Source organism: bacterium (assembly GCA_037131655.1).
Lineage (GTDB): Bacteria > Armatimonadota > Fimbriimonadia > Fimbriimonadales > JBAXQP01 > JBAXQP01.
Genome location: JBAXQP010000035.1, coordinates 1 through 14,017, shown reverse-complemented (window position 1 = coordinate 14,017; position 14,017 = coordinate 1). Strand labels below are relative to the sequence as shown.

Here is a 14,017-nt window from a genome sequence, read left to right as displayed (position 1 = left end):
GGTCGAAATCTCACTTTCGTCTTAATCCGCAATACAATCTACATATCCTCGCCCTGACAGAAGGTATCCTCAAATAGGAAATGCCACTTTATATTTTCCGGGATACGTTTGTACAGATGGCGGCGCTGATGTTGTTGATGGTAGTGGTTGGCGCTATCATCACTCGGCTGCGCCAGCCGCTTATTGTCGGCTCGATGCTGGTGGGAATTTTAGCCGGTCCATCGGGCCTTCGTTGGGTGACGTCTACGGATGAAGTCCATCTGCTCTCACAGCTTGGTTTGACTCTGCTGCTTTTTGTAGTTGGCCTCAAACTGGATGTAAATCTCATCCGCAGCATGGGACCAGTGGCGCTTGCTGCCGGAATAGTCCAAATAATTGTAACCCTCATCGGTGGTTATCTTATTTCTAAAGGGTTAGGGTTCGGATCTCTTTCTTCAATCTATATCGCAGCGGCGGTAACCTGTTCGAGCACGATTATTGCCATCAAGCTGCTATCAGACAGGCGCGAAGCGGATTCACTGCACGGACGTATCGCTATTGGCATCCTTATTGTCCAAGACCTTCTCGTTGTTGTCGCGATGATTGTCTTGAGCGGGATGGCGGCAAATGGCTCTCAAGGGGTCGGCAAGCAGATTCTGATGCTGGCTGGTAAAGGATTCGGGCTTTTACTTGGCTTGGCATTCCTTACAAGATTTATTATCCCCTGGCTCCTTGGCCGAATGGCTCACTCCCAGGAATTATTAGTGTTATTCGCTATCACATGGGCGATTTTAGTGGCGAGTATCAGCGGGATGTTGGGTTTCAGCATCGAAGTGGGAGCGCTGCTTGCCGGTGTGACTTTGGCTTCGACTACTTACCGAGATGCTATCGGCTCGCGGCTCGTTAGCCTCCGCGATTTCCTGCTTCTCTTTTTCTTTATTGAATTAGGAACCCGAATAAACCTTCATACATGGGGACAACAGATTTGGGCGTCTATTCTACTGTCCATATTCGTGCTCACCATCAAGCCCTTAGCGATTTTGAGTGTGATGGGGTTTATGGGTTATCGGCGACGCACCAGCCTCTTCAGCAGCATCACACTGGCTCAAATCAGTGAGTTTTCACTCATACTAGCAGCGATGGGGCTTCAGCTCAAGCACATAAGCCCGGATATCGTAGGGCTAATAACATTAGTGGGACTTATCACTGTCGGCCTATCGACTTATATGGCCGTTTTTGGTAACGTGTTGTATGCAAAGCTATCGCCTTATCTACGCTTTTTTGAGAGGAAAGTGCCTCATGCTGAAGAACATTCCAGCTCTGAGCATAGCGGAGTCCTGCCGCCTGAGGTTATTCTCTTTGGAATTGGTCGTTACGGATCGGCAATCGGATACGATTTATTAAAGGCTGGGCGAAAGGTTTTGGGGGTCGATTTCGATGCTTATGCCGTGCGCCGATGGAATAAGCGAGGGTGGAATGCCTGGTATGGGGATGCGGAAGACCCTGAATTCCCCGGCACACTCCCTCTTTCGAGCGCAAAATGGGTTGTAAGCTCAATTCGAAACGGCGAAATTAACGCCGCTTTGACAAGCTCATTGCGTAACCATGGCTTTACCGGAATGGTTGCCTTAACCGCCCAGGGATCGGCTGAAGCGCAAGTGTTGAAGAAAACCGGGGCGGAAGTGGTTTTTTATCCCTTCCGAGACGCAGCAGATCGGGCGGCTGAGATTTTAGAACAAACAGAGCAACATGAAGCGAGGATTAGAATGGATAAACTCATAGCGAACCTATCGGATCATTACATTGTATGCGGTTATGGCCGTATGGGACAACAAATCGTTAAAGACCTGCGAAAAGAAGGCGTCCCACTTGTTGTAATTGAATTTAACCCTGAGCAGGTGCCCAAGCTCGCAGAAGGGGTAATCCCTTATATTGAAGGCAGAGCCAGTGAGGATGAAGTTCTCCTAAAAGCAGGTGTCAAGCGTGCTCGCGGCATTGTGGCGGTGACGGCGACTGATGAGGAAAACGTCTTCATTGTATTGTCCGCCAAAAGCTTGAATCCCAAACTTTACATCGTTGCTCGATCGATTCTTGAAGAAAATGAAGGCAAGCTTCGTCGGGCAGGCGCAGACCGAGTGATGTCGCCCTATGTCCTCGGCGGTCATCGAATAGCCGCAGCAGTATTGCAGTCCCCTTCGATCGACTTCTGCGATCTTGTCGTTCATGACAGGGATAGAAACGTTCAAATTATCAATATGCCAATCACCGCCGATTCGCCCTGTACCGGCCAAACACTTGAGAAATGCAATCTCTGGCTTAAAACCGGCGCATTTATCCTAGCAGTAACACGAGAGGGCGAAATGCAAATCGGCCCCGGCCCCGATTTCGTTCCGTTATCCGGAGACGAGCTAGTAGTAATGGGCACCCCCATCCAGTTAGAAAACGCTACTAAATTACTGCAAAAGAAGGAATCATAGCCCATATTTCCAGCCCCCTCGCCTGACTTATGGCGTGGGGAGCATAGCCATATCGAAGGGCGGTACGGAAGGATGAGGTTGCCACGGGCACGAACCATCCCCCACAATGACACCTGATGGTGTAGACCTAACTCCCCTACACGCTATCCAACGCTTGTGAAAGGTCTTCGATTAGGTCGTCGATGTGTTCGATGCCTACGGAGATGCGGATTAAGTTATCGGTGATACCCGCTGCTGCTCGGACGTCCTCGGGCATGGAGACGTGGGTCATCGTCCAGGGGTGCTCGATTAAAGACTCGACACCGCCCAGGGATTCGGCTAAAGTGAAAAGTTTTACACTTCCAAGTAGTTTAAACGCCTCTTCTTGTCCTCCCTTAACTTTAAACGAGAATGTGCCGCCATAACCGCGCATCTGCCTTTGCGCAAGTTTATGTTGAGGATGGCTCTCTAGCCCAGGGTGCAATACGGTTTCGATTTTAGGGTGCTTTTCTAACAATTTTGCAATCGCAAGGGCGTTGCGGTTGTGAACTTCCATCCGAATGGCTAATGTTTTTATTCCCCTAAGCACCAAATAGCAATCCTGCGGCGCTTGGCAAGTGCCCATCGCGTTTTGAAGGAAAGCAATTTGCTCGGCAAGCCCATCATCATTCACAATCAGCGCCCCGCCGACAACATCGGAATGGCCATTGATATACTTGGTAGTCGAGTGCATCACGATATCGATACCTAGGTTGAGTGGGTTTAGGAAATAGGGCGAAAGAAAAGTGTTGTCGCAGACCGTCAGCACCTCGCCCTTCATTGCAATTTTGGCGATAGCTTCAAGATCGAGCAGATTCATTAAAGGGTTAGTCGGGGTTTCGGTCCAGATCAGCTTTGTGTTGGGCTTGATGGCCGCTTCTAAAGCGCCTAGGTCACGAAGGTTGATAAAGTCAATTTCGACGCCATGCCTTGCAATCAGCTTGGTCATCAGCCGATAGGTTCCCCCATATAGGTCGTTATGCACGATCACGTGGTCTCCGGCGCTCAACAAACCTAAGACAGTGGTCTCCGCGGCCATTCCCGTTCCGAGAGCAAAACCGTGTTTCCCGCCTTCAATCGCTGCCAAACAACTTTCCAACGCCTTTCGAGTAGGGTTGCCCGATCGCGAGTAATCAAACTCTCCGGGTTCGTTGACCCCTTTAAAGGCGAAGGTAGATACCTGATAAATCGGCTGCATCACTGCCCCATAAGCAGGATCCGGCCCATGACCGGCATGAATAGCAAGTGTCTCAAATTTCATCGTTATCGTCCTTTCGTCTAATTGTGTTATACCCAAGTTTATTACCTTGCAATTATGTGTGTGTGCCGATATAATTCAATTCATACTTGGTTTTTGGTTTGAGGTAATTCATGGTTTGGACTCAGTCACCACGAAAGATCGTTTGTTTAGGGGATAGTATTACCGGCGCGTATTACCACACCGGTTCACGCCGAGCCTATCCGGAGATGCTTAAGATCGCGCTGGAAAAGGCTTATAAATGCTCGGAAATTGAGGTCATCAACGCCGGTTTAAACGGTGATAATACCCTCGGTGGTTTGGAACGACTTGAGAGTGATGTGCTAAGCCATAAACCCGATCTGGTGACGATAAATTTCGGCATGAACGATTGCACTCACCTCCCGATCGAGGAATATCACGCCAATATAGTTGAACTGGTCACGAAGTGCGGAAATACTGGCGCTAAAGTGGTTCTTTGCACGCCAACAGGTGTCATCGATTCGCCTGAACGACCTCAAGACCGACTGGCAGTTTATGCGCAGGAAATACGGTTTGTGGCGAAGGAAATGAATGTGCCAATGGCGGACCTTCATAAGACCTGGGAGGGTTTGCGCCTCATAGACAATACTGCCTACGAGCGCATCATGAGCGATAACTTTCACCCGAACATGGAAGGCCACAAGCTCATCGCTCAGACCATCGTGAATGTCGTTAGCGGGAAGACAGTTTCGCTCAAAGATGTCAAACCTTTAGGCGGGGCGCTCTCCTTTACATTCGAATTATTGAAAATGGGGAAGCCTATTAAGGTCATCGCGATGCCGCCTTATGATGGCTTAATTGGGGAAGCGCTAAAGCAAATAAGCCCAAACTCCCTAGTTCAGGTCACCACTTGGCCAGTTGAGGGGATGGATTTGGAAGCCATCGCTAAATGGGCGGAAGGGGTGCGGGAGATGCATCCCAATCTAGTAATTCTCGCCCTTCCTGCCACAGCGACCGGATCGGAGATAAATTACGTTCGTATTATGAACCTATCCCTCAGTTTCGGCCCCGCAGAATGGGACTATTTCGCCATCACCCCTTCCGTTGCTTCTCAGGCTGTCCATGACAGAGAAGAAATAATGAAGGGGTTCATCGCGGCGCAAGATATCCCCTTAATCGAGCGTAAATGTGGTGATAAACGCCCCGCCTTAGAATTGTTGGTAGATTGGATTAAACGGCAGGCGTAATAATCGGCGGCCAGATCGCTTGGGCAGCAAATTGGAAATCCAACTCAGATTCGTGATGAAGGATGCTGACCTTTATAGTCTGGTGTTCAAATAGGGTAGGCTTCGTTATTGAGGTGATGGGATGATAGACTTGCGCAGCGATACGGTAACTCGGCCAACCGATGAGATGCGGCGGGCGATGTTTGAGGCTGAGGTTGGGGATGATGTCTTTAGCGGCGATCCGACCGTGCTTCGGCTTCAGGAAAAGGCAGCGGCGATGCTTGGCAAAGAGGCTGCGCTTTTCGTCCCCAGCGGTACGATGGGCAACGAAATTGCTATTAAAGCTCACACTAAGCCCGGCGATGCGATTTTGGTGGATGATGAGTGCCATATCGTGCATTATGAGCTTGGCGGACCGGCAATGCTCTCGGGCGTAATGACAGTTATGGTCCAATGCCGAAATGGGCGAATGGAGCCGGATGAAGTGAAAGCCCTTATCCACCCTGCAGATGATCATGCCCCCGGAACGAGTCTGCTGTGCATCGAAAACACCCACAACCGCGCCGGTGGTGTCATCTCTAACCCGGCGCAAATGAAAGCCTTGGCAGACGTAGCGCATGAGGGTGGCTTAAAGGTTCACGTGGATGGCGCGCGCATTTTTAACGCGTCAGTGGCGCTCGGCGTGCCTGTCTCGGCTTTGGTCGAGCACGCTGATTCGGTCATGTTCTGCCTTTCGAAGGGGCTATCATGCCCGATTGGCTCACTGCTCGTAGGCACACATGAGTTTATTACGAGGTCTTGGCGTATTCGTAAACTTTTCGGTGGGGGCATGCGTCAAGTCGGCATTATCGCCTCCGCCGGTTTGGTGGCCTTGGACACGATGATTGATCGCCTAGCCGATGACCATCGCCGCGCCAGCGCATTAGCCGAAGCCATCACCGAAATCCCAGGTCTGAGCGTCGAATTAGAAAAAGTTCAAACCAACATGGTCTACGTCACCACCAAAATCCCCGCCCCAGATTTGCAAAACCGATTGGTCTCAAACAACATCCAAACCATCGCCCTAGACCCCCACCGCCTACGCCTGGTTACTCACAAGGACATCAACGACGAGGATATTTATAAGGCGATTGAGGTACTTAAGCGGGTGGGGAGTAGTTGAGGAAGACTATATTCCTCGTTATCATTTAAGTGTTCGCTACTTGTTTATCAGGGTATTCTCTTTGTTATGGGAACATGGGGCACAGCAATTTTTTCTGATGATACGGCCAGTGACGTCCGCGATGACTATCGTGAACTTGTTGGGAAGGGATTATCAGGCACTGAGGCAACGGATAGGCTTATACGGGAGTGGGGCGATGATCCTGACGATGCTCCCGTGTTTTGGCTGGCTTTGGCAGCTACACAATGGCGATGTGGCCGCCTTGAGCAACGGGTTAAAGATATGGCGCTAAAGGTGATCGAGGACGGATCTAACCTAGAGCGTTGGGAAGAGGACGCCACACCCCTGGACGTTAAAAAACGCAAAGCCGTTCTGGAAGCGCTTCGCTTACAACTCGAATCACCACAACCACCGGAGAAACGAATCCCCCAACGGTTCGTTAGTACTTGTGAATGGGAAGTAGGGGAACTAATCAGCTATCGATTAAAGTCAGGAATGCTTGTGATTTTCCGGGTAATTGGCTATCACATCGATAAAGGGGGCAAAGACCCGGTTTGTGAGATGTTGGACTGGCTGGGTACCGAAATTCCATCAAAATTGGTTCTCGCTCAACTTGGCATTAAGCATGGCGGAATCCATACAAGCCAATTCTTAGTAGGAGCGGTTTCAAAGCGTGAATTCCCCAAGGATCGGGTTGAACGTCTCAATATCAAGTTAAAGCCATCACAAAAATCAGGGGGCTTCTCGGTTTATCTCTGGGGCTATCTTGATATGTTTCTTGAAAAGGATTTTGGGCTTAGCTGAAACACATGTACTAAAGTGAAATTCGTGCAGGGGGCGCAGCTTGATGAGTCGCAAAGGCAACGTTTGGGACAATGCCCCGATGGAGAGTTTCTTTGGCACCCTCAAGCGGGAGCTGGTGACGAATGTCAAGTTCCGCACCCGCCAAGAGGCGCGTCAAGCGATATTCGAGTATATCGAAGTCTTTAACAATCGAGAGCGTTTACATTCGAGTCTAGGGTATCTTTGCCCTGTTGTCTATGAGCAACAACTCATCGCAAAACAAGTGGTTGAGGGTGTCCATTAAAACAGAGGAATACCAGCTACCAAAGCTCCTATCCCCAATTCCGGCTCTTGCCTCTCGCTTCTCCCCTATCACCCATCACCTAACACCTTCCCCCTACAGACTCTCAAGAACTTGCCGATAATCTTTCCTGGTTATGTTACGAGGAATTTACTCATCTGCTGCTGGGATGCTTTCGCAGCAGGCGGCGCTTGATGTGACCGCAAACAATTTAGCTAACGTCAACACTGCCGGCTTTAAAGCCGATGGGACGGTGTTTAGCGCCGTGCTCAGGGATATGATGTCCCAGGGCGCTACCGGCACGACGGCAGTCCAGACTTTCACGGACTTCTCCAATGGCGCGTTGCAACATACGGGCTCCCCGCTTGATGTCGCCATTTCGGGAGAAGGTTATTTCACTGTGAACACACCTCAAGGTGTGCGCTATACACGCGATGGTTCCTTCCATGTCGACCAGAACGGAATTCTGTCGGCAAGTGACGGCTGCCCAATTCTCAGCGTTGCCAACAAGCCCATTAATGCTGGCGCTACCAAACCGGTGATCCAATCTGATGGAACGATAACTGCAAACGACAAAATTATCGGAAAACTGGGCATTGTAAACGGCACAAACATGCGAAAAGTTGGCGAGAACCATTTTGAAGGCAGTGTAACACCTGCTAAAGACGTTAAATTAACGACCGGTGGAATTGAATCGGCAAATATTTCCGTCGTCAACGCCATGGTCAATATGATTTCGATCATGCGAGCTTTTGAAGCCAACCAACGTGTATTGACGACTCAGGACGAAACTTTAGGCCGGGCAGTAAACGACCTGGCAAGGCTCTAATAAAAAATAAATAACCGCCCCTGCAATTAAAGATGCTGGACGCCGTGAAAGGATTTGCGGCGAGGCAAAGCTCTTGATCGATTGAGAGAGCATGGAAGCGTAGGGGCAGCGTTAGGAGGTTCCTACCTATGATGCGCGCGCTTTCAACAGCAGCTGCAGGCATGATTGCCCAGCAACTTAATATTGATGTCATTTCAAACAACCTGGCGAACGTGAACACGACAGGGTTTAAAGGCTCACGAGCCGAATTTCAGGATTTACTTTATCAGAACCTGCGATCACCAGGAGCATCGGTCGGGACGGGGGCATCTACACCAACTTCAGTAGAAATAGGCCTCGGCTCAAGACCGGTTGCTACTAATACCGTGTTTAATGAAGGAGCGCTTCAAGTCACCAACAATCCCTACGACATGGCCATTGGAGGCGATGGTTTCTTCAAGGTGCTAATGCCGGACGGATCTACGTCATACACACGCGATGGCGCTTTCAAAATCGATGGACAAGGCCGATTAGTTACTTCCGATGGTTATGCTCTCGAACCTGAAATCACAGTCCCCTCTGACGCGATTTCCGATTCATTTACTGTCGGCAAGGACGGTTCCGTTAGCATTCGCCGGCCTGGTTCGAGCGGTCAAGAAGACTTAGGCGCTAAGATTACCCTCGTGCGCTTCATCAACCCGTCAGGGTTGCAGAGAATCGGAGGAAATCTTTACCAAGCCTCTTCTGCTTCCGGCGAAGCGATTGAAGCCGATCCTGGCACTAGCGGGCTTGGTACCATCGAACAAAAAGCGCTCGAAATGTCAAACGTTCAGGTTGTGGAAGAGATGGTCAAGTTGATCATGGCGCAGCGCGCTTATGAAGTCAACGCTAAGGCTATCCAATCCGCCGACGACATGCTCGGAATTACAAATAACGTTAAAAAGTAGGATCATATGAGTAAGCGAACGAAATGGCTAATAGTAATGGTAATGGCAGCTTTGGTGGCGTGGGGCGCTGAGACACCAACTCAGACAATCACCATCCCTGAAGAGGTCAACGTGACCGGCGATCAGTTCACCCTAGGTGATATCGCTCAAATCGTTGCTGCGCCAAACGTTCAGAAAACTCTTTCGGACATCTTATTGGGTATGTCTCCAAGAGCCGGCCTGCAGAGAGCTTTTACTCGTGCTCAGATTGAGATACGCTTGAAGCAGCACGGCTTAGATCCGAAAGCGTTCAAATTCAATATGCCCATCACCATCTGCCTTAAGCGTTCATCTCAAAATGTCAGCGTCGAGATGCTTATCAACGCGGCCAAAGCTCGTCTTAAGGAACAATTTGGTGGTAATGCCGATAACTTTACTGTGATGACTGCACCAAAACCGCTTCCTATTCCTGAAGGTGATTTCAAGTGCGAGACTGATCCGGTGGTTAATCGAAGTGGTAATGCCTATGCGGTCACTGTTCGGCTCACTCAAAACGACAAAGGCTTGGGCACGTACCGCATTAGCTTCTTGAATGAGAAGCCCAAAACGGTGATGGTCGTAAAGACGGGCGATCCGATTAAAGTGGAATTCAATTCCGGCGCGATACTATTGAGCGCAACCGGAGAAGCCCGAACTTCCGGCGGGATAGGTGACTCTATCAGTGTCTATCTTCCCGGCACGAAAAAGATCGTCAAAGCCGTCATCACCAGCGAACGTACGGCTCAACTCAAAGAATAGAGGAAATTAAAATGAAGAAGCAATATCTGGCTTTGTTTCTATTGTTTATAACGGCAGGACCTATGCTTGCCGAATCGCTATGGACAGATGCTGTTAGCAGCTTGTTTATCGACCATAAGGCTCGCCAAGTAGGCGATATCCTTAACATTATCGTCTCAGAGAGCGCGGTGGCATCGGCAAATGCAGCTACGAAGGCCAACAAATCCGAATCAGCATCAACTCCAAAAGGAATCGGACCTATTTTGAGTTGGTTACCGGATTTATCGATTTCCGGTCAATCCGGTATGGATGCCAGCGGCTCTACAACTCGAAGCGATTCCCTTCAAGCTCGAATTGCCGTTACTGTGAAGGAAGTGCTTCCTAACGGCAACCTAGTTATCGAGGGCACGCGTATGGTGACCATCAATAAAGAGCAGCGAAAGCTGATCCTTAGCGGGGTTGTCCGACCAGAAGATGTGACACCACGCGATACAGTTTTGTCATCGCTAGTGGCTGACGCTCAAATTAAATACGATGGCAAGGGGCCGCTCGGCAACAAGCAGCGTGAAGGCATCATCACTAAGATTTTCAACTGGCTGTTCTAGAACTCCTAAAGGAAGAGTGCGCGAATGAGAAGATATTTAACCGTTATAATGCTTTTGATTGCAGTCTGTGAAGCATTCGCTCTGTCCGCTAGTGACCTATCGGGTGTCCGTATAAAGGACATTGCTACCATCGGCGGCGTACGAAGCAACCAGCTTACCGGTTATGGTTTGGTAATCGGATTGGACGGCTCCGGCGACTCGAAAAGCGCTGTGTTTACTGCCAGTTCGATTGCGAATATGCTCCAGCGATACGGCATAACCGTCGACGCGGCTACTCTTAAGGTCAAAAATGTGGCAGCGGTGCTTGTGACGGCTGATTTACCGCCTTTTGCTCGACCTGGAAACAGAATTGACGTAAGCGTTTCCAGCCTGGGTGATGCAAAATCACTTCAAGGCGGAACTCTCATTCAAACCGCTTTAATGGGCGCAAATGGAAAGGTTTATGCTGTTGCGCAGGGAGCGCTCAGCATCGGTGGGTTTAGCTTTGGAAGCCAGGGGGCTGGCGTTCAAAAGAACCATACAACTGTCGGCCGCATTCCTGATGGCGCATCAGTCGAAAAAGAAGTGCCGATGCAATACGTTGAAAATGGCGAAATCACCATTGAACTTCGCCGTCCCGATTTTACAACCGCTAATCGAGTTGCTGAAGCCGTTCGCGATAAATATCCCGGTCTCAACGCGAAGGCGATCGATGCAGGCACCATTCGATTGAATATCCCCGGAGAAATGAATGCCGTATCGGTTATTTCCGACATTCACACTCTTACCGTTCATACCGATCAGGTCGCCCGTATTGTTGTGAACGAGCGCACAGGTGTGGTGGTCGTTGGCGGCAACGTCAAGATCAAACCCGTCATTATCGCTCAGGGTGGAATTAAAGTCGAAGTACGGACTGACCCTGTCATTTCACAGCCCTCGCCTCTTTCACCTAAAGGTGAAACTGTTGTCGCTACGACCTCGGAAGTCAAAGCGACTGAAGAAAAAGCGACAATCAGTATCTTTGGCGGGGAATCGGCAACCATTGATCAGTTAGTCAAAGGCCTTCAAGCGCTTGGGGTCACCCCGCAGGATCTCATTTCAATCTTGCAGGCGCTCAAGTCCCAAGGCGCTCTCGAAGCCGAGTTGGAGCTTCAATAATGGAAATCTCTCTTCAACCAACTCAAGAGGTCGCACAATCGCCGGATAAGGTTGCGGAAAAGCAGAAACTGAAAAAGGCCACTCAGGACTTTGAAGCCTTCTTCCTGCAAAGCATCTGGAAAGCCATGCGAAAGACCGTAGGGCAAGGAATTAAAAGTAAAACTTCAGAATCTCGCCTCTACACTGAGATGATGGATGAGGTTTTTGCCAATAATATGAGTAAGACCAACAAGTTTGGACTTGGAGATGTGCTTTATAAAACGCTTGAGAAATCGGTTGATGCGGTGATATTGCCCGCGTCCGATACAGACAAGAAGGTGTGAAATAGATCATGAATACACAGCAACTCCTTATCGTTATGCAAGAGTGGATAGCATCCGGCCAGCGCTTATATGCCCTGCTCGACAGGCAATCTAAGGCGCTAGCCCATCGCGATGTGACACAGGTGGAAGCGCTTCGCCCTCACATCGAACAATCACTCGAAACAGCACAGGCGCTTGATGCTCGAAGAAGTGAACTCTTCAATTCGCTGGCGCAGGAACTGGAAGTTGAAGTCAACCTGAAGGAAATCAGCAGCAGATTACCCGCTAACGAAGCAAGAGCGGTCACTCATATTTCCCTCCGAGCGGGACGTTTAGCCGAAGCAATCCGCCTCATGCTCGAAAGAAATCGAGTTTTAATTGAAAACGAATTAGTCTACGTCGAGGGCACGCTCTCACTTATTGCCAAAGCAGCCCAGGAACAGACAGCCTACGGTCGAGGCAACGCCCCCGCCCTATGGGTTAATGAAGTAGCTTAGAGACATATTGCGTAGTACGAATAAATTATGCCAAACCCATTTGCTGGATTAACAATAGGATCGACTGCACTACAGGCGTTTCAGTATGCTCTGGATGTAACAGGGCAGAATATTACGAACGTCAACACAAAAGGCTACTCGCGCCAACAAGTCAACCTTGCCGCCAGTATGCCTGAGAGCGTGAGTAATAGTAATAACTTCCAACTAGGAACGGGAGTTACCATCGAAAGCATCGACCGTATTCGAGATGTATTTATCCAAGAGCGTTACAGGACAGCCTCATCGGAGAATAGTCGATTAGAATCAATTGATTTAAGCCTTCAACAAGTTGAGAGCGTCTTTTCTGAAACGGAAACTACCGGAATGTCCTCTCAGCTTAACGATTTCTTTAATGCCTTTCAAGATCTAGCCAATAACCCGGAAAGTGGAGCTACGCGCACAGCAGTTAGAGATGCCGCTAAAGCAGTAGCTTTAACATTCCGAACAATGGATAGCCAGTTAAGCCAGATTGATACCAGCCTCAGCACTCAAATTCAGTCCAAGATTGATGAGGTAACGAGTATAGCAAGTCAGATTGCTGATTTGAACGAGAAAATCAGTTTCGCAACTGCTTCAGGCCAAACGGCTAACGACTTGATGGATAAACGCGATCTGCTTCTTCAAGACCTATCCAAGATAGTGAACGTTGATGTCCAGAATAAAAGCGATGGAACAGTCACTATTTATGCGGGTAATGTCCAGTTAGTCAAAGGAGCTGCCTCATCTTCCTTACCGAATGGGCTAGACGTTACTAATTTGAGATTAACAGATGCATCCGGAACCGTTAACTTGACGGGAGGAACGCTTGCGGGGTTGACCCAATCACTACAATTTTTACGCTCGTATCGAACCAATTTGAGCACAATCGCCACGTCTCTTATCACTAATGTAAATACCCTCCATCAGGTCGGAATTACGGCTAATAACACTACGAATGTCCTCTTTTTCAGCGGAACGGGCGCAAGCAATATGTATGTGAGCATCCCTGTGCTTAATGATGTGAATAATATTGCGACCGGCATCCAAGGAACCCCAGGGGATGGTAGTCAAGCTTTAAGTATTTCCCGTTTACGGGAAAAGAAAGAAGTTTTACTTCGAAACTCGACGATTGGCGATTTTTACGGTAATCAGCTTTCGCAGATTGGCCAGGATAAAAGTTATAACGCATCCGCTTTAGAAACTCAGCAAGCGGTTGTACAACAATTGGACAATTTGCAGCAGTCTCAAAGCGGCGTTTCTCTTGATGAAGAGATGATGAATATGATGCGCTACCAACGCAGCTATCAAGCTGCTTCGCACTATATCAGCGTGTGCGATCAGGTTATTCAAACCCTAATTGAGCAATTAGGCCGATAATGGAGTGAGTTTAGATGCGCGTTAGCAGCAATCAACAAATGCATAACTTGCAGCAATACATAAGCCGAGCCAGTGAACAAATGACGACTCTGCAGGAGCAGGTCTCAAGCGGCAAACGCATAAAATCGCCTTCGGATGATCCTTTAGGCTATGCCAATTTGATCAGCATGCGCTCATCTATTGCGAAAAACAAGCAATACCAGCGCAATATTGGCGCCGCCAAAGATACGCTCAACACGAGTGAAAGCACGTTGAATGAAGTTACCAAGCTGATGCAGGAAGTAAAGCAAATTACTATCAGCGGCGCAAATGGAACGAAGGATCAATCTGCACGGGACGCTCTTGTAATCCAAGTCGATTCGGCGATGACCCATCTCATCTCTTTGGTGAATGGGGCAACGGTTA

The 14,017-nt window shown here is 49.1% G+C and carries 14 protein-coding genes and 1 pseudogene; 14 read left to right on the top strand and 1 reads right to left on the bottom strand.

Features of this window, described 5'->3' with window-relative positions:
* Positions 1–80 precede the first annotated feature (80 nt).
* The gene (locus tag WCO51_03045) at positions 81–2,456 is read left to right on the top strand and encodes a cation:proton antiporter (protein MEI6512233.1); all 2,376 of its coding nucleotides are present in this window, start codon (positions 81–83) and stop codon (positions 2,454–2,456) included.
* 136 nt (positions 2,457–2,592) lie between these two features.
* On the opposite strand, the gene WCO51_03040 is transcribed toward WCO51_03045, so the two are convergent.
* Positions 2,593–3,735, bottom strand: coding sequence for a PLP-dependent aspartate aminotransferase family protein (locus WCO51_03040; protein MEI6512232.1), 1,143 nt, complete (start codon positions 3,733–3,735; stop codon positions 2,593–2,595).
* A gap of 110 nt (positions 3,736–3,845) precedes the next feature.
* On the opposite strand from WCO51_03040, the gene WCO51_03035 reads away from it, so the two are divergent.
* From WCO51_03035 to WCO51_02975, 13 genes and pseudogenes are all read left to right on the top strand, one after another.
* On the top strand, positions 3,846–4,940 hold the full coding sequence (locus WCO51_03035) for a GDSL-type esterase/lipase family protein (protein ID MEI6512231.1): 1,095 nt from the start codon (positions 3,846–3,848) through the stop codon (positions 4,938–4,940).
* A gap of 121 nt (positions 4,941–5,061) precedes the next feature.
* Positions 5,062–6,081 (top strand): GntG family PLP-dependent aldolase, encoded by a 1,020-nt coding sequence (locus WCO51_03030; protein ID MEI6512230.1) that lies wholly within the window; start codon positions 5,062–5,064, stop codon positions 6,079–6,081.
* Positions 6,082–6,147: 66 nt separating this feature from the next.
* On the top strand, positions 6,148–6,885 hold the full coding sequence (locus WCO51_03025) for a hypothetical protein (protein MEI6512229.1): 738 nt from the start codon (positions 6,148–6,150) through the stop codon (positions 6,883–6,885).
* 43 nt (positions 6,886–6,928) lie between these two features.
* Positions 6,929–7,168: pseudogene (locus WCO51_03020) on the top strand (IS3 family transposase).
* 133 nt (positions 7,169–7,301) lie between these two features.
* Positions 7,302–7,994, top strand: a complete 693-nt coding sequence (locus tag WCO51_03015; GenBank protein MEI6512228.1) for a flagellar hook-basal body protein — start codon at positions 7,302–7,304, stop codon at positions 7,992–7,994.
* 128 nt (positions 7,995–8,122) lie between these two features.
* On the top strand, positions 8,123–8,920 hold the full coding sequence (gene flgG / locus WCO51_03010) for a flagellar basal-body rod protein FlgG (protein MEI6512227.1): 798 nt from the start codon (positions 8,123–8,125) through the stop codon (positions 8,918–8,920).
* A gap of 6 nt (positions 8,921–8,926) precedes the next feature.
* Positions 8,927–9,697, top strand: a complete 771-nt coding sequence (locus WCO51_03005; protein MEI6512226.1) for a flagella basal body P-ring formation protein FlgA — start codon at positions 8,927–8,929, stop codon at positions 9,695–9,697.
* A gap of 11 nt (positions 9,698–9,708) precedes the next feature.
* Positions 9,709–10,281, top strand: a complete 573-nt coding sequence (locus WCO51_03000; GenBank protein MEI6512225.1) for a flagellar basal body L-ring protein FlgH — start codon at positions 9,709–9,711, stop codon at positions 10,279–10,281.
* Between the two features lie 24 nt (positions 10,282–10,305).
* Positions 10,306–11,418, top strand: coding sequence for a flagellar basal body P-ring protein FlgI (locus WCO51_02995; GenBank protein ID MEI6512224.1), 1,113 nt, complete (start codon positions 10,306–10,308; stop codon positions 11,416–11,418).
* The gene (locus WCO51_02990; GenBank protein MEI6512223.1) at positions 11,418–11,741 is read left to right on the top strand and encodes a rod-binding protein; all 324 of its coding nucleotides are present in this window, start codon (positions 11,418–11,420) and stop codon (positions 11,739–11,741) included. Before WCO51_02995 ends, WCO51_02990 begins: the two co-directional genes overlap by 1 nt.
* A gap of 8 nt (positions 11,742–11,749) precedes the next feature.
* The gene (gene flgN, locus WCO51_02985) at positions 11,750–12,217 is read left to right on the top strand and encodes a flagellar export chaperone FlgN (protein ID MEI6512222.1); all 468 of its coding nucleotides are present in this window, start codon (positions 11,750–11,752) and stop codon (positions 12,215–12,217) included.
* Between the two features lie 27 nt (positions 12,218–12,244).
* Positions 12,245–13,612: a flagellar hook-associated protein FlgK gene (gene flgK, locus WCO51_02980; protein MEI6512221.1), complete on the top strand. Its 1,368-nt coding sequence runs from the start codon at positions 12,245–12,247 to the stop codon at positions 13,610–13,612.
* Between the two features lie 14 nt (positions 13,613–13,626).
* A partial coding sequence (locus tag WCO51_02975; GenBank protein MEI6512220.1) for a hypothetical protein occupies positions 13,627–14,017 on the top strand: 391 nt, incomplete at its 3' end.